The following is a 15,684-nucleotide window of genomic DNA, read 5'->3' on the forward strand; positions in this document are numbered from 1 at the left end:
TACCTAACTTTCCCCACAGGAGGTTGCTCATGCCTGAGCACATACCGGGCAGAAGCGGCGAGTTCGACGGCCGCACTGTCCTGGTGACCGGTGCCGCACAAGGCATCGGGGCGGCTGTCGCCGAGTTGTTCGCCGGCCTCGGCGCCCGGGTCGCCGCCACCGACCGCGCACCCGACGGCATCGACGCCCTGGCCGAGGAGTGGCACCGGCGACAGGAGAAGAACCCTGGCGGCGACCGCCCGGCAGGCCGTCTGGAGCCATACGTCATGGACGTAACCGACCGTCCCTCGGTGGAGCGCGTCGTGGCGCGTGCCGAGCGCGAACTCGGCCCGGTCGACGTGCTCGTGAACGTCGCGGGCATCCTTCGCACCGGCCCCGCCACCGAACTCTCCGCGAAGGACTGGTCGGACACCTTCGCGGTCAATACCAACGGTGTCCTCCATGTCTCGCAGACCCTCGCACCGCTGATGGCCGGCCGGGGCAACGGCTGCGTCATCACCGTCGGTTCCAACGCCGCCGGGACACCACGCACCGGTATGGCCGCGTACGCCGCGTCGAAGGCGGCGGCCGTCATGTTCACCAAATGCCTGGGGCTCGAACTCGCCCGCAGCGGTGTGCGCTGCAACGTGGTGTCACCCGGCTCCACCGACACGGCGATGCAACGCGCTCTGTGGACCGGCTCCGATGCCGAGCGGCGAGTCGTCGACGGGGACCCGGCGACCTACCGCACCGGCATACCGCTCGGCCGCATCGCCACCCCCGAGGACATCGCCGAGGCCGTCGCGTTCATCGCCTCGGACCGTGCCCGCCACATCACCCTGCAGGAGCTGTACGTCGACGGCGGCGCCACCCCGCGCTGAACGGTCCTCGGTCCATCCGTACACCTCATCCACCGCACCCGCTGACGGAACCATCGAGAATGGAGCCCCCGTGTCGACGGCATCCCAGGTCGCCACGCACGTACCCCCGGCCGATCCGGCCCACCCCGCCGTAGGCGCGGCCACCTCACTGCTGGACGCCTACACGCCCGGGGACCGCTTCCTCGCCACCCCTGGCCGCACCCTGCTCGCACACGGTGCGGCACGACCCGTGCCGCACGACGAGAGACCCCTGGACGACCGGGTGAGGGCCACGCTGGCCGAGGCCGGCGCGGCCGGGCAGCGATCGCCCGTGGTCATCGGAGCCGTCCCGTTCGCTCACGGGGCACCGGCCGCCCTGAGCGTGCCGGCGGCACTGCGCGTCGCGCCGCCGCTCGCCTCCGATCCGCTGATCGCCCTGCCCGTCGGGGTGCCCGGCTCGGCGGACTGGCACATACGCCCGGTTCCCGGACCCGAGGCCTACGGAGCGGGCGTGGCCTCGGCCGTGGAGCGCATGTGGCGCGGAGAGTTCAGCAAGGTGGTGCTCGCCCGCACCCTCGAACTCACCTCCCCCGCACCGCTCGACCTGCCCACGATGCTCCAGCGTCTGGCCCGTCGCGACCCCGTCGGCTACACCTTCGCGCTGCCGACGGGGGCCGGCCGCACCCTCATCGGCGCAAGCCCCGAACTGCTGGTCTCCCGGCAGGGGCAACAGGTGGTCGCCAATCCGCTCGCCGGGTCCACCCCGCGCAGCACCGACCTCGCCGAGGACGTCCGCCGTGCCGCCGCGCTGCTGGAGTCCGTGAAGGACCTGCACGAACACGCCGTCGTCGTGGACGCCGTCCACCAGGCCCTGGCCCCGCACTGCACGGAGCTGACCGTCCCCGCCCGGCCGACGCTGATCCGCACCGCCACCATGTGGCATCTGTCCACCACGGTGACCGGCACGCTCGCCTCCCGCGACACCTCGGCGCTGACACTCGCCTGCGCCCTGCATCCGACCCCCGCCGTATGCGGCACCCCGACCGCAACCGCACGTCGGGTCATCGCGGAGACCGAGCCGTTCGACCGCGGCTTCTTCACCGGGGTGGTGGGCTGGGGCGACGCCTCCGGTGACGGCGAATGGGTCGTCACGATCCGCTGCGCCGAGGCCGAGCGGCGCACCCTGCGTCTCTACGCGGGTGCCGGCATCGTGGCGGCGTCCGAGCCCGAGGCGGAGACCGCCGAGACGGCAGCCAAGTTCCGTACGTTTCTCAGCGCCCTGGGAGCCGAACTGTGAGCCTCGACGACGCACCGACCTGGCCGTCCGATTTCGCCGAACGGTACCGGGCCGCAGGCTGGTGGCGCGGAGAGACCTTCGGCTCCGTGCTCCGGGAGCGCGCCGAGGCGCATCCGGACCGGATCGCCGTGGTCGACCCCGTCGCGGAGGTCCGGTGGAGCTACGCGGAACTGGACCGGCGCGCCGACCGGCTGGCCTCGGGCTTCCTCGCCCGGAACATCACCAAGGGCGACCGGGTGGTGGTGCAACTGCCCAATGTCGCGGAGTTCTTCGAGGTCGTCTTCGCACTGTTCAGGATCGGCGCACTGCCCGTCTTCGCGCTGCCGGCCCACCGCGAGACGGAGATCTCGTACTTCTGCGAGTTCACCGAAGCGGTCGCCTACGTCATCGCCGCGGAACACGGCGGCTACGACTACCGTGAGCTGGCCGCCAGGACCCGATCCGGAGCAAGCACACTGCGGCATGTGTTCGTCGCCGGGGACCCGGGCGAATTCGAGGCCCTGTCCGACGTGGCGGAGGATCCCGTGAGCTGTGCCCCTCCGCGCCCCGACGATCTGGCCTTCCTCCAGCTGTCCGGCGGGAGCACCGGCGTACCGAAACTCATTCCGCGCACCCACGACGACTACATCTACTCGCTGCGCGGATCCAACGACATCTGCCGTGTCGACGAGAACAGTGTGTACCTCTGTGTGCTGCCCGCGGCCCACAACTTCCCGCTCTCCTCGCCGGGTTCGCTCGGCACGCTCTACGCCGGCGGACGCGTGGTGCTGTGCCCGCAGCCCTCGCCCGAGGTGGCCTTCCCGCTGATCGACCGGGAGCGGGTCACCCTCACCGGGCTGGTCCCGCCGCTGGCCCTGTTGTGGACCCAGGCGGCGACGGCCACCGCGTACGACCTCAGCAGTCTCGATGTCCTGCTGGTGGGTGGCGCCAAGTTCAGCGAGGAGGCGGCGCGTCGGGTCGGGCCCGCGCTCGGCTGCACCCTGCAGCAGGTCTTCGGGATGGCCGAGGGGCTGGTCAACTACACCCGGCTGGACGACCCGGTCGAGCTGATCGTCACCACCCAGGGGCGGCCCATCTCGCCGGACGACGAGATTCTGGTCGTCGACGACGAGGACCACGAGGTCGCACCGGGCGCGACGGGCCACCTGCTGACGCGGGGGCCCTACACGATCCGCGGCTACTGGAGGGCACCGGAACACAACGCCCGTTCATTCACCGAGGACGGCTTCTACCGCACGGGCGATGTCGTCCGGGTCGCCGGGAGCGGGCACATCGTCGTCGAGGGACGCGCCAAGGACCAGATCAACCGGGGCGGCGAGAAGATCGCCGCGGAGGAGGTGGAGAACCACATCCTCGCCCACCCGTCCGTGCACGACGCCAATGTGGTGGCCGAGCCCGACCCGTACCTGGGCGAGCGCATCCGCGCGTACGTGGTCCTGCGCCCGGGCGCGGCTGCGCCGAAGCCGGCCGACATCAAGCGGTTCGTACGCGAACGGGGCCTGGCGGCCTACAAGGTGCCGGACCGGGTCGAGTTCGTGGACGTGTTCCCGCAGACCGGTGTCGGGAAGATCTCCAAGAAGGACCTGCGGACCGCCGCTGCCCGCAGCGCCGCCGTCGCCCCGCACACCTGACCCGGGACCGGACCCCTCCCTCCGCTCCCTCCCGCCGTCTCTCCTCCGATCGGAGTCCCAGCACCATGGCCCTGCCCGCCATCGCCCCGTACCCCATGCCGGCCGCGGACGAGCTGCCCGCCAACCGGGTCGAGTGGACCGTCGACCCCGCACGCGCGGTGCTTCTCGTCCACGATCTGCAGAACTACTTCCTTTCGGCCTACGATCGTCAGGCTTCACCGATCCCCGAACTTCTCTCGCATGTGGCGGAGTTGCGGAAGGAGGCGAGGCGTCTCGGTATACCGGTGCTCTATACCGCGCAGCCCGGCGGCCAGAGTGCGGTCGAGCGCGGTCTGCAGCAGGACTTCTGGGGTCCGGGCCTGCCGGCCGGGCCGGAGGCCGCCGCCATCGCGGATGCCGTAGCGCCGGAGGAGGGCGACACGGTGCTCACGAAGTGGAAGTACAGCGGCTTCGTCCGCACCGATCTCCTGGAGAGGCTGCGCGAGCAGGGCCGCGACCAGATCGTCGTCACCGGCGTCTACGCCCACATCGGCGTCCTCATGACGGCGTGCGACGCCTGGATGCAGGACATCCAGGCGTTCGTGGTGGCCGACGCGGTCGCCGACTTCTCCGCCGAGGACCACGCCATGGCACTGCGCTGGGCGGCCGGCAAGTGTGCCGTCGTCACCAGCGCCCGATCCGTCTTCGAAGCGAACTGACGCCGTCGCCCGCCGTGGTCGGCTACCGGTCGCCGACCACGGCGGCGAGTTCGTCGAGCAGGATGGTGACGGCGGCATCCGTCACGGAAAGCGCGTAGCAGCACCGGGGAGAAGCTGCCGTCGCGCACGGCGGCCAGGGCGTCGAGCCGGTCCTCCTCCGAGGTGTCGGCTGCCGGCGCGGTGGGAGCCCACATCGCTCCTCGCCGCCGTGCGGACCACCAGCGGGTCCGACGGCACACGCGGGACGGGACCGGGCGGCGAGCGCGCACTCCGCACGGCTGCGTCAGGGTCAGCCCGCCTTCGGCGGCTTCTGCGTGTCGAAGGCGAAGAGGGTGTTCTTGGCCGCTGCCACCACCACCGCACGCCCCACGACGGTCACGCGCGGGCTCGCGCCCTGCTCGCCCGTCAGACCGTCGGCCTGCGGGTCCGTTGTCCACAGGGGCTTGCCGTCCTGCGGCGCCAGTGCGACCACCCGGCCGGTGGCCGAGCTGAAATACACCGCGCCGGCTCCCGCCACGGGACCCGACGCGCCCTCCACGCCGGTCTGCCGGGACCACTTCTCCCGGCCGGTCGCGGGGTCGAGCGCCGTGACGAGACCGGTCTGCGTGCTCATGTAGAGGGTGCCGTCCACCATGCCGGGCGTCCCCGGGTACGTCTTGGCCAGCCGGGAGTACGTGACCTTCCGCGAGGCCGGGTGGACCCGCACCACCCCGTCGTAGCCGTCCAGCGCCGGCCCCTCCATGTGCCCCTGAAAAAGTACGAGCCCGCCGTCGGCGACGCCCATCGGCACGGCGGGGCCGTCGACCGAGACGGGCCTGCCCAGCGTCCCCGAGGCACGGTCGACCGGGTACAGGGTGGAGTGGCGCACCTCCAGGGCGTCGACCTCCGCGTCCGTCGCGCACATCGCGAAGAGCTGCGGGCCCACCGGGACGGGAGCGCACTGTGTGCCGGCGGGGAACGGCGTCTCCCAGGCAACGGTACCGCTGTGCGCGTCCCGGGCCTCGAAGCGGGAGTTGGAAGCGTCGACCGTCACGACGGCGGAGCCGACCACCACGGCGTCCTGGGTCCGCCCCGTGACGGCCTTCGACTGGGCGCCGGACGGCACGGACCACAGCTCCCGGCCACTGTCCGCGTCGATGGCCACCACCTCACTGCGAGGGTCCTGCGGGGCGTCCTGGGCGGCGAATCGGTAACCGAGCACCGTGTCGTCGGTGGCGCCCACCATGTGCATGCCCTGGACGGGGACGCCCGGGCTCTTCGCCGTCCATACCCGCGAGCCGTCCGAGACCCTGATACGGGTCCCGACGACACCGCCGCCCCCGCAGAACAGCGCGTCGCCGCGCGCGACGCAGCGCAGTTCGTCGGGGATGTCCTCCTGACCGCCCAGCACAGTCCTGCGCCACGGCCCGAAGCCGTCCGGAAGTGCGACACCCGGCGCCGCGACACTGTTGCCCTTGCCGCCGCCGTTCCCCCCGAAGCCGCCCGCCTCCAGCACGGCGACTCCCCCGCCGATCGCCGCCACCGCGACCGCGGCCGCGAGCACGGACCGCCACCGGCCACGCAGGCGGCGGCCGACGGGGGTGCCGGTGCTCCCCGTACCGGAACCGGCCGGGGCGGTGGCCGGGGAAGCCTGTGCCAAAGCGGCCGGCGTCGCGAAGTGGTGCTGGGTGATCATGTCGCGGGTGCGGCCCGCGCCGAGCCCGTTCGCGTCGGTCCCGCCGAGGTCGGACGGCAGGTCCCGCAGCAGCACGAGGAGGTCGTCCGCCGAGGGGCGCCCCTCGGGCTCCTTGTCCAGGCACGACTCGACGACCGCGCGCAGGGCCTCCGGGACTGCGCCCAGCGACGGCTCCTCGTGCACCACCTGATAGGCCGTCATGTAGGGGCTGTCCGCGTCGAAGGGCCCGTGGCCCGTGGCTGCGTACACCAGCAGCGTCCCCAGCGAGAAGACATCGGACCGCGGTCCCACCCCGCGCGGCGCCTGCAGCTGCTCCGGCGACATGAAGGGCGGCGTACCGATGACCCGCCCCGTCATGGTCAGCGTCTGCTGGTCCACGGCGCGCGAAATGCCGAAGTCGATGACGCGCGGGCCCTCGGGCGAGAGGACGACGTTCGAGGGCTTCAGGTCACGGTGGACGACCCCCGCGCGGTGGATGTCGCGCAGCGCCTCCGCCAGCCCGATGGCGAGCCTCCTCAGCTCCCCTCCGTTCAGCGGGCCTTTCGCCGCGATGCGCTGGGCGAGGGTCTGCCCCTCGATGTAGGTCGTCGCCATCCACGGCTGCTCGGCCTCGGGGGCGGCGTCGACCACGGCGGCGGTGAACGCGCCGCTCACCCGCCTCGCCGCCGCCACCTCCTGCCGGAAGCGGATGCGGAACTCGTCGTCCCCCGCGAACTGCTGGTGGATCAGTTTGATCGCGACAGGTCGCCCCGAGCTCGTACGGGCGAGAAAGACCGTGCCCATGCCACCCGAGCCGAGCCGCGCCTCAAGCGGATAGCCGCCGATCTCGGCTGGGTCACCTCCGCGCAGCGACACTCTTCCCGACCTCCCGTCCCCCGTGCACCTCTGCCGCCACGGGCCTGCGTACCTGTCCTGCACACAAACTAGCTGCAAGGCAGTACCGCAAGGCACAGCGGGTGACGGACAGGGCGCCCGGGACTGCTCCCGTGCCGCACACGACGAAGCCCCCGCCGACCGGCCGCTTCGGCGGACCGAACGCTCGGTCAACAGCGATTTTCCTGTTGTCGCCGGGGACCGGGGCGAGTTCCGTGCGGGGGACACGAGGACATGGGCGCTCCCGTGACGGAAGCGCCCATATCAGTAGGTGTCAGCCGAACCAGGTCTTGACGGCGAGCCGCAATCCTTCGGGGGCGCCGGCCCAGGCGACATGGCCGTCCGGCCGGATGAGCACCGTCGGGGCGGCAAGTTCCTCGTTCGGCTCGGCGTCCACCACGTCGACCCGGTCGGTCGGCACGGTCACCGGTGCGCCGGTCATGTTCAGCACCACGCCGCGACCGGAGTGCATCAGCCCGGAGACCGGCCTCGGCCCGTCCGCGGTCTCGACCGTCACCTCGGGAATCCGGGCGCCGGTCAACGGGTGGTCCCCAGGCATCGGGTACCGGATGTCCGTCAGCATCCGGACCAGGTGGCGTGTGACGTCCGGGAGCCGCAGCACGTCGGACATCACCTCCCGCAGCGGCTCGACCTGGTCGAGCGGGTGCATCAGGGCGACCTGCGCCTGGGCCCGGCGGCAGGCCAGTCGGCCGACCGGGTGCCGCTCCTCGTGATAGGTGTCCAGCATGGACTCCGGGGCGCGGCCGGCGGCCACCGCGGCCAGCTTCCAGCCGAGGTTCACCGCGTCCTGGATACCGGTGTTGAGCCCGTCCCCCGCCGACGGCGGGTGTGCGTGCGCCGCGTCGCCCGCGACGAGCACCCTGCGGTGACGGTAGTGCCGCGCCAGCCGGGTGGGGTAGCCGTAGCGGGTCATCCACACGGGGTCCTGGAGGTCCGGCGCCTTCCCGGTGATCCGTTCGACGCTGGCGCGTACCTCTTCGACGGTCACCGGCACGTCCTCGCTCTGCGGTTCACCGGTGAACTCGACGGTCATCACCCTGATCTCGCCCGGCTTGAGCGGCAGCACGCCGAACTGGCCCTGCTGGAAGAGACCGACGTCGAACTGGTCGTTCTTGCCCTCGAACACCGGTACGTCCGCGAGCACGCCGTAGTACGACGGCGCGAGCACCTCGAACTCGAACCCGGCGGCGTCGGCCACCCGGCCGGCCGGGCCGTCGCAGGCGACGAGGTAGGCGGACCTGACGTCCGTGCCGTCCGCCAGGCGCACGGTGACGCCGTCGTCGTCCTGCTCGACGCCGACGACCTCGGCACCCCTGCGGACCTCGACGCCGAGTTCCGCCGCGCGATCGGCGAGGCGTGCCTCGGTGACCGCCTGGGGCACTATGAAGTAGTGGTCGTCCGGCAGCTCGGTCAGATCCAGGTAGAACAGCCCGAAGTGGGTTCTCGGCCAGAGCGGTGTGCTGTCGTCGACGAACCGGTCGGCCAGCCCGCGTGCCCGCAGTGCATCGAGCGACCGGGGGTGCAGCACCATGCCGCCCGACGACCGGCCGCGTTCGGCCCTGCGTTCGAGCACCGTGGTCGGCACGCCCGCGAGGGCCAACTCGCAGGCGAGCATCAGGCCGACCGGTCCTGCACCGGCTATCGTCACGCGGCCGGCCGTCCTTGTCCCGGTCATCGCTCACTTCCCATCTTCTCCAGAGATTCCTTGACCGCGCGGAGGAACAGCACCGCGTCGCGCCCGTTCAGCACCCGGTGGTCGTAGGCCAGCCCGACGTGTGCGACCAGCGCGATCCGCACGTCATCGGTGCCGGAAGCGCTGTCCGCGCCGGGGACGAGTTCGGGCCGGATGCCGCCGAGCGCCAGCGCGCAGACCTGGCCCGGGAACACGATCGGTACGGCGACGGTGACGTCCTCGTCGTTGTGCAGCGTCACCGCGATCGTGCCGCCGGTCAGGTCCTGCTCGCGGAACGAACCGTGCAGGGCCTTGTTCCTGAACTCGCCGACCGAGGTGGCGATCTCCTTGAGTCCCATGGTGTGCGCGTCGCGCACGACGGGCACGTACAGGCCCTTGCCGATGTCGATGGTCACCCCGACGTGCGCGCCGTCGGCGACCGACACCGTGCGCTCGTCGACGGGAGAGGCGAAGCACAGCGGGAAGCGCTCGCGCAGGCCGGCGACGGCCATGACGAGGAACTCGGGCACCCCGACGAGCTTGCGCCACTCGCCCGTCAACTCCCGCGCCCTGTCGACCACACCGCCGACCTCGACCCGGATCACCGTGTACGCGGCGGGAATGGTCTGGTGCGAGCGGGTCACCGTCCGTGCGACGGCCTGCTGACCCGTCGGCAGCGTCAGGGTGTTCCCATCCGCTGCGGACTGCGCGGTCAGCCGCTCGACGTCGCTGCGCCGGACGACCTTCACGCCGAGCGTGCGGGTCAGTTCGGGGTCGATGCCCAGCTCCGCCAGCAATTGCCGGGCCGGGGCGGTGATCACCGGGCCATCGTTCGGGCCCGCCGCCCGGGCCGCCTCCGTCGGCGCGGCCCGCTCGGCGCGTGGCGTCCCGGCCGGGACCACCCTGCCGATCAGCTCACCGGGCCGGCACGCGGCGCCGGCGGGAACCAGGTGGTGCAGCACGCCACCCGCGACACTGACCAGGTCCTCGGCGGCCTTGGACGTCTCGATGGTGGCCACGTCGTCGTCCGCACCGATCGGCTCCTCGTCGCCGACGAGCCATTCGAGCAGGACGTAGGAGTCGTCGTTGTTGTTCAGCTTGGGCACACGGATCTCAGCCACGGACGGCCTCCAGGACGGCACGACGGATCCCCGTGTCCTGAAGCAGGACCTCGGCCTCCAGGTGTGGCGCGGTGGGGATGATGCTGTCGGCGGAGTGCGCGAGGCCGACAGGGCCGCTCAGGCTCGTCCACAGCCGACGGTGCAGCCGGTGCGCGACCTCGGCACCCCATGTGCCGTCGGCCGTGCTCTCCTCGGCGACCACGATCGCCCGGGTGCCGCGCAGCACCGGCAACAGGGGTTCGACATCGAACGGGTGCAGCTTGGCCGGCACCAGGATCATGCAGGTGATCTCCTCGTCGAGCAGCAGCGACCTGGCCGCGGAGAGCGCTCGGTGCACCACACCGCCCGGCGCGATCACCACGCAGTCGTAGGTGTCCTGGTCCTCGACGAACACCCTGGCCACGTCCGGGGTGAGCAGGTCGTAGGAGAACAGGTCGTCCACTGCGGAATCGGTGAACATGCGCTGGGTGTAGAGCACCTTGTCCTCGAACACGATCGCGGGCTCCGCCGCGTCGATGATGCGCTCGAACAGACGTCGGTTGTCGTGCAGTGGCGTCAGCTCGTACAGCGTGAGCCCGGGCAGGCCGATGAAGTGCTTCTGCAGGCTCTGGCTGTGCGTCGGACCGTACCCCCGGCCGCCGCCGGTCGGGCAGCGCACGGTCAGTGGCATCGGGCGTCTGCTCCCGTACATGGACACCGATTTGCTGGCGAAGTTGGCGATCTGGTCGAACGCGAGCGCGACGAAGTCGCCGAACATGATCTCCACGATCGCGGGTGCGCCGGCGAGGGCCAGCCCGGCACCGACGCCGACGATGCCGCCCTCGCTCAGCGGCGTGGCCAGCACGCGGTCGGGCCACTTGGTGGACAGTCCCCTGGTGACCTTGAACGCGCCACCGTACGGGTCGACGACGTCCTCGCCGAGCAGCATGAGGTCCTGGTTCGTCGCGAACAGGTCGTGCAGGGCGTGATTGAGGTTCTCGGCGACTCTCACGGTGTCCACCTGCTCGGCGGCAGCGCGGCGACCTCGTCCGCCACGGCGTCGACCAGCTCGCGCGCCGCGTCGTCGAGCCGCCGGAACTGCTCGGCGTGGCCCGCCGGGTAGCGCTGGTACCAGTCGTTGTGCACGGCGGCCCGGCGTTCCGCCTCCGGCCGCGCGTCGTCACCCTTGCTGTGCGGCCCGACGCGGTGGGTGATCAACTCCACCACCAGTGGCCGGTTTCGCCGGCGCACCCGGTCGACGGCCGGAGCCAACTCCTCGCGGAGCACATTGACATCGGTGGACCCGCTGCGCACGTGGTCGGCGCCGAACGCCGCGGCGCGCGCGCCGATGCTGCCGGCCAGCTGCACGGACGTGGGGGTCGACTGCGCGATCCCGTTGTGCTCGACCACGACCAGCAGTGGCAGCTCCCACAGCCGCGCCATGTTCAGCGCCTCGTAGACGGCACCCTCGCCCCAGGTCCCGTCACCGATGTACGCGCATGCGAGGGCGCCCGGCTCGGTGCGCTTGAGCCTCAGCGCGACGCCGGCGGCGACGGGCAGGCTCTGCCCCTGCACGCCGGTGGAGAGGTACCGGTCACGCAGGATGTGCTGGCTGCCGCCGACACCCGAGCACACCGCGCCCTCACGGCCCATGATCTCGGCGAGCAGGCCGCGCGGATCCTCGTGCCGTGCCAGGTAATGGCCGTGGCCGCGGTGGTTGCTGAACACGTGGTCGCGCTCGTCGAACAGCCCTCGCATCGCGACGGGGACGTACTCCTGGCCGAGGCAGGTGTGGGTGGTGCCGTTCAGACTGCCCCGGGCGAACAGGTCGAGCAGCTTCCACTCGAAGTGCCGGATGGTCAGCATCAGGAACAGGTCGTCATCGTCCAGAGCGGACAGATACGGCCCGGCCGGCGCCGTGACTGTTTCCGTCATGTACGCGTCCCTTCCTGTGCGGCGATCTCCGCGGCGACCTCGCGCAGTGTGGTCGGCCCCAGGAAGGTCTCCAGCGGGAGGGCCACCCCCAACTCCTCCTGCACCTGCAGGATCAGCTCGACGAGTTTGACCGACCGCATGCCGAGGTCGGCCAGGTTGTCGTCCGGTCCCGGCTCGATGCCGAACACCGTCAGCCAGATCTGCGCCAGCTGCGTGACGGGTTGCATGTCAGATGCCTTCCAGGTCGTCCTGCAGGTCACTGCCCGGCATCTCCACGGCGTAAGATGCTTCGATCCACTTGCTTGCCTCGACGCTGAGTCCGACCGCGCGGTCGCCCGGTTCGAGCAGCGGCAGCAGCCGTTCGAGCTGGAAGAACGGAAGGGCGTTGGCGGTGTTGCCGATCTCGGTGACCCGGCTGACGACCTCGGCCCCGTCCATGTCCAGGGCATCCACCACCCGTTCGGTCATCCGGCCGGACAGCTGCGGCGGCAGGAGGTAGTCGATCTCGGTCCGCTTCCACTCCAGCCGGTCGAGCAGGTCGGCGAGCGCCCGCTCGGCCATCGGCCCGGCCGATTCCTCGACGCCTTTGAAGTCCTCGCTGACCGGAAGCTCGTCGGGGATCCGTTCCGCCGGGCCGTACCAGGGAATGACCTGACCGGGTTCGCGTCCGAGTCCGACGAGCTTGCACGACACGTGCCGCAGTACGGGTGTGCCTTCGCCCGGCCGTGTGTCGAGCACGGCGGCGCCCGCGCCGTCGCCGAACAGCATGGCGTTCACCTGCACCTCGGGCGGGGCGTCGGCGAGATTCAGGTCGAGGTCGAGGTGGTGGGCACTGGTGTCGGCGCCGAGGACGAGCGCGGTACGGCACCGGCCGCCGGCGAGTGCCTGGGCGGCGACGTCGAGTGCCTGCAGCGCGCCCGTGCAGCCGGACTGCATCTGGTACGCCGGAACCCCGTCGATGCCCAGCCGGTCGGCGACCAGGCAGGCGGTGGACGGCATGAGCAGATCGGGGGTGGCGGTGCCGAGCACGACCAGGTCGATGTCCGCGCCGGTGAGACCCGCTGCGGTCAGCGCCCGCCGCCCCGCCGTCTCGCACAGGTCGGTCAGCGAGTAACGCACCTCACCGGTCTCCAGGTTCCTGGCGAAGTGCCGGGTGTCGGTGCCGACGAAGGCGTCGATCCACTGCTCCCACACCGCCGGCATGCCGAACCGTCGCACCAGCGTCGCATTGTCGACCGGAGGGCCGGGCAGGGCCGTCCCGACCGCGACAACGCGGATGTCGTGGGTCTCCATGTGCGTCCTTCCTCAGGCGGGTTCCCCGTCATGGTGGTCAGCGGTGCTTAGCGGTCGCTTAAGGGGCGCTACGGTCGCAGCTCCCTGTCGAGGAGCTCGAAGATCTCCTCGTCGGCCGCGGTCGCGAGGTCGGTGGTGTCCGGCTCGCGGAGTGCGTCCAGGACACCGCGGAGGCGTTTGGCCACGGCCGTTCGTGTCTCACCCGCCGCGTCGACGACGAGCTGTTCCAGCGCGCGGAACACACCGTCGTGTGCCGCGACGGGGTCGGGGCGCTTCTCCGGCTCACTGCTGAGATGGCGGGCCAGTGCGGCAGGGGTGGGATGGTCGAACACCAGCGTCGACGCCAGTTGCATCCCGGTGGCCGAGACCAGCCGCTCCCGCAGTTCGAGCGCGGTGAGCGAGTCGAAACCGAGGTCCATCAGGCCGCGTTCCGCATCGATCGTGCCGTGGATGCCGAGCACCTCGGTGATGGTCCTGCGCACCAGGTCCAGCGAGAGCGCCTGCCGCTCCTCGGGATCCCGGCCGGTGAGGGTGTGCGTCCACGGCAGAGGCCTCGACTGCCGTGCCCTCGTCCGTACGACCTCGCCGAGCACGGACGGGGGCGCCTCGGCGCCGGCGTTCAGCGTGGCCGGGATCAGGACGGCGGCGCCGGATCCGACCGCCGCGTCGAACAGGGCGAGACCGGTCTCGGCGGACATCGGCACGATGCCGAGGCGGGCCATCCTGGCGCGGTCCGTTTCGGAGAGGGTCGCGCCCAGCCCTTCACCGGACCACAGCCCCCACACCAGTGCGGTGGCCGGGCGGCCGGTGGCCCGGCGGTGGCCTGCGAGGGCGTCGAGGAAGGTGTTGGCCGCGGCGTAGTTGGCCTGACCGGCATTACCGATCGTGCCGGCGACGGACGAGAAGAGGATGAAGGCGGACAGGTCGCCTGCGAGCTCGTGCAGGTGCATCGCACCGTCCACCTTGGACCGCCACACCGCGTCGAGCCGCTCCGGGCTCAGCTCGGTCACCGTGGCGTCGTCCAGTACGGCCGCCGCGTGCACGACCGCGGTCGGCCGGTGCTCGTCGAGCAGCGCGGCGACGGCAGCGCGGTCGGCGATGTCGCACACCGCCGTCCTGACCCGCGCACCGGACGCGGTCAGCTCGGTGAGCAGCGGGTGGGGCATGTCCCGCCGCCCGACGAGAAGCAGGTCACGCACGCCGTGGTCGGCCACCATGTGCCGGGCCAGTCGCTGCCCGAGCACCCCGCCCGCGCCGGTGACGAGCACCGGTCCGGTACCGAAGTCGACCTGTCCCGGCTCGGGTGCCGTGCGGACGACTTTGGGGCGCAGGACACGTCCCTCCCGCAGCGCGACCTCCGCCTCGCCGGTGGCGATCGCGGCGCTCAGGATCTCCTGGGACGCGGGCGTCCCGTCGGTGTCCACGAGTACGAACCGGCCGGGGTGCTCGGTGCGCGCGGTCCGGACCAGCCCCCAGACCGGTGCCTGCCACAGGTGGGGGACGTCCTCGCCGGGCAGGGCGGCCACCGCCCGGCACGTGATCACGGTGAGCGTCCGGCCGTGGTCGGCGGCAATCCACTCCTGAACCGCCGCCAGTACCCCGGCGGCCGTCTCCCGGGTGTTGCCGGACACGGTGAGCACGTCCTCCGGCGGGCCGCCGGCCGGGCGAACCGGGAGCTCGGCCCAGTCGAGCCGGTGCAGCGAGCGGAGGTGGTCGGTGGTGAACGTGGCCGGCCTGGTCACCAACTCCTCGACCACCAGCACCGGTTCGCCGTCGGGGTTGCAGATGGTGATCCGGTTGGACGGGTCGATGTGCACCCGCAGCGTCGTGCCGGCCGGCCGGAACAGCCGGACACCCCGCCACGCGAACGGCACCACGACCTGGCCGGTGGTCCCGTCGCCGGTGAGGGCGAGTACGTGCAGTGCGGCGTCGAACAGGGCCGGGTGGATGTCGTAACCGTCGTTCGGCACTGGCAGCTCGACCTCGGCGAACCGGTCACCGTCGCGCCGCCACGCGCGGCGCAGCCCCTGGAAGGACGGACCGTAGTCGAGGCCGCGTTCGGCCAGTTCCGGGTAGGCGTCCTGGATGTCGAGCTCGGGTGCGTCGGGCGGCCAGACCTGCGGCGTGGCTTCGACGGCCCGGTCGGAGAGCCTGCCGGTGGCGTGCCGGGTCCAGTCCTCGCCGTGCCGGGCGTGGATGGCGACGGTGTCTCCGTCGACCGTCACTTCGACTTCGGCCTCGGCCGTTTCGTCGACGACGAACGGTGCTTCGTGGGTCAGTTCCTCCACGGTTCGGCAGGCCCTCATGGCGAGGTCGAGCAGGGCCGTTGCCGGAACGAGCGGTGTGCCGTTGACCGTGTGCTCGGCGAGCCACGGGTGCTCGCGTGCACCGAGCTTTCCTGTGTGGACGGTGTGGCCGGTGGAGAGGTGGACGGTGGTGGGGACGAGGGGGTGTGTGCCGGTGGTGGCTTTGCGGGTGGGGTTGAGCCAGTGGCGTTGGTGTTGGAAGGGGTAGGTGGGGAGGTTGGTGTGGTGGGGGTTGGTGTGGTGGTGGGTGGTGTGGGGGTTGGTGGGGTTGGTGCCGTTGAGGTAGGTGTGGGCGATGGTGGTGGCGAGGGTGGTGTGGTGGGGGGTGGTGCGGTGGAGGGTGG

General features: G+C 71.6%; 12 protein-coding genes. 4 read left to right on the forward strand and 8 right to left on the reverse strand.

Going from position 1 to position 15,684, the window contains the following annotated elements:
• Positions 1–29: 29 nt before the first annotated feature.
• The 4 genes from AB0D53_RS33480 to AB0D53_RS33495 all read left to right on the forward strand — a co-directional run bounded on the left by AB0D53_RS33480 (position 30) and on the right by AB0D53_RS33495 (position 4,465).
• On the forward strand, positions 30–860 hold the full coding sequence (locus AB0D53_RS33480) for a 2,3-dihydro-2,3-dihydroxybenzoate dehydrogenase (protein WP_362452987.1): 831 nt from the start codon (positions 30–32) through the stop codon (positions 858–860).
• Between the two features lie 70 nt (positions 861–930).
• Positions 931–2,136, forward strand: a complete 1,206-nt coding sequence (gene dhbC / locus AB0D53_RS33485; RefSeq protein WP_362452988.1) for an isochorismate synthase DhbC — start codon at positions 931–933, stop codon at positions 2,134–2,136.
• On the forward strand, positions 2,133–3,767 hold the full coding sequence (locus AB0D53_RS33490) for a (2,3-dihydroxybenzoyl)adenylate synthase (protein WP_362452989.1): 1,635 nt from the start codon (positions 2,133–2,135) through the stop codon (positions 3,765–3,767). Before dhbC ends, AB0D53_RS33490 begins: the two co-directional genes overlap by 4 nt.
• A 65-nt stretch (positions 3,768–3,832) precedes the next feature.
• Complete coding sequence (locus AB0D53_RS33495; protein ID WP_362452991.1) at positions 3,833–4,465, forward strand: isochorismatase family protein; 633 nt, start codon at positions 3,833–3,835, stop codon at positions 4,463–4,465.
• Positions 4,466–4,754: 289 nt separating this feature from the next.
• Here the strand turns inward: AB0D53_RS33495 and AB0D53_RS33500 are convergent, their stop codons facing one another.
• The 8 genes from AB0D53_RS33500 to AB0D53_RS33535 form a co-directional block, all read right to left on the reverse strand.
• Positions 4,755–6,995, reverse strand: a complete 2,241-nt coding sequence (locus AB0D53_RS33500) for a PQQ-binding-like beta-propeller repeat protein (protein ID WP_362452993.1) — start codon at positions 6,993–6,995, stop codon at positions 4,755–4,757.
• Between the two features lie 292 nt (positions 6,996–7,287).
• Positions 7,288–8,682, reverse strand: a complete 1,395-nt coding sequence (locus tag AB0D53_RS33505) for an FAD-dependent oxidoreductase (protein ID WP_362452994.1) — start codon at positions 8,680–8,682, stop codon at positions 7,288–7,290.
• A 23-nt stretch (positions 8,683–8,705) separates the two neighbouring features.
• Positions 8,706–9,827 (reverse strand): 2-oxo acid dehydrogenase subunit E2, encoded by a 1,122-nt coding sequence (locus AB0D53_RS33510; protein ID WP_362452995.1) that lies wholly within the window; start codon positions 9,825–9,827, stop codon positions 8,706–8,708.
• Positions 9,820–10,818: a transketolase C-terminal domain-containing protein gene (locus tag AB0D53_RS33515; RefSeq protein ID WP_362452996.1), complete on the reverse strand. Its 999-nt coding sequence runs from the start codon at positions 10,816–10,818 to the stop codon at positions 9,820–9,822. Before AB0D53_RS33515 ends, AB0D53_RS33510 begins: the two co-directional genes overlap by 8 nt.
• Positions 10,815–11,741, reverse strand: a complete 927-nt coding sequence (locus tag AB0D53_RS33520) for a thiamine pyrophosphate-dependent dehydrogenase E1 component subunit alpha (RefSeq protein ID WP_362452997.1) — start codon at positions 11,739–11,741, stop codon at positions 10,815–10,817. The genes AB0D53_RS33515 and AB0D53_RS33520 overlap by 4 nt, the downstream gene beginning before the upstream one ends.
• Entirely contained in the window at positions 11,738–11,968 is a 231-nt protein-coding gene (locus AB0D53_RS33525) for an acyl carrier protein (RefSeq protein ID WP_362452998.1), read from the reverse strand. The genes AB0D53_RS33520 and AB0D53_RS33525 overlap by 4 nt, the downstream gene beginning before the upstream one ends.
• A gap of 1 nt (position 11,969) precedes the next feature.
• Positions 11,970–13,034: a 3-oxoacyl-ACP synthase III family protein gene (locus AB0D53_RS33530; RefSeq protein ID WP_362453000.1), complete on the reverse strand. Its 1,065-nt coding sequence runs from the start codon at positions 13,032–13,034 to the stop codon at positions 11,970–11,972.
• Positions 13,035–13,102: 68 nt separating this feature from the next.
• A partial coding sequence (locus AB0D53_RS33535) for a type I polyketide synthase (protein ID WP_362453001.1) occupies positions 13,103–15,684 on the reverse strand: 2,582 nt, incomplete at its 5' end.

Origin of the sequence: Streptomyces sp. NPDC048295, assembly GCF_040652135.1 — a bacterium.
GTDB lineage: Bacteria > Actinomycetota > Actinomycetes > Streptomycetales > Streptomycetaceae > Streptomyces.

Excerpts from the sequence above, each read along its gene's own strand:
- AB0D53_RS33480 (WP_362452987.1), top strand. The coding sequence starts at position 30 with ATGCCTGAGCACATACCGGGCAGAAGCGGCGAGTTCGACGGCCGCACT.
- AB0D53_RS33495 (WP_362452991.1), top strand. The coding sequence starts at position 3,833 with ATGGCCCTGCCCGCCATCGCCCCGTACCCCATGCCGGCCGCGGACGAG.
- AB0D53_RS33520 (WP_362452997.1), bottom strand. The coding sequence starts at position 11,741 with ATGACGGAAACAGTCACGGCGCCGGCCGGGCCGTATCTGTCCGCTCTG.
- AB0D53_RS33525 (WP_362452998.1), bottom strand. The coding sequence starts at position 11,968 with ATGCAACCCGTCACGCAGCTGGCGCAGATCTGGCTGACGGTGTTCGGC.
- AB0D53_RS33530 (WP_362453000.1), bottom strand. The coding sequence starts at position 13,034 with ATGGAGACCCACGACATCCGCGTTGTCGCGGTCGGGACGGCCCTGCCC.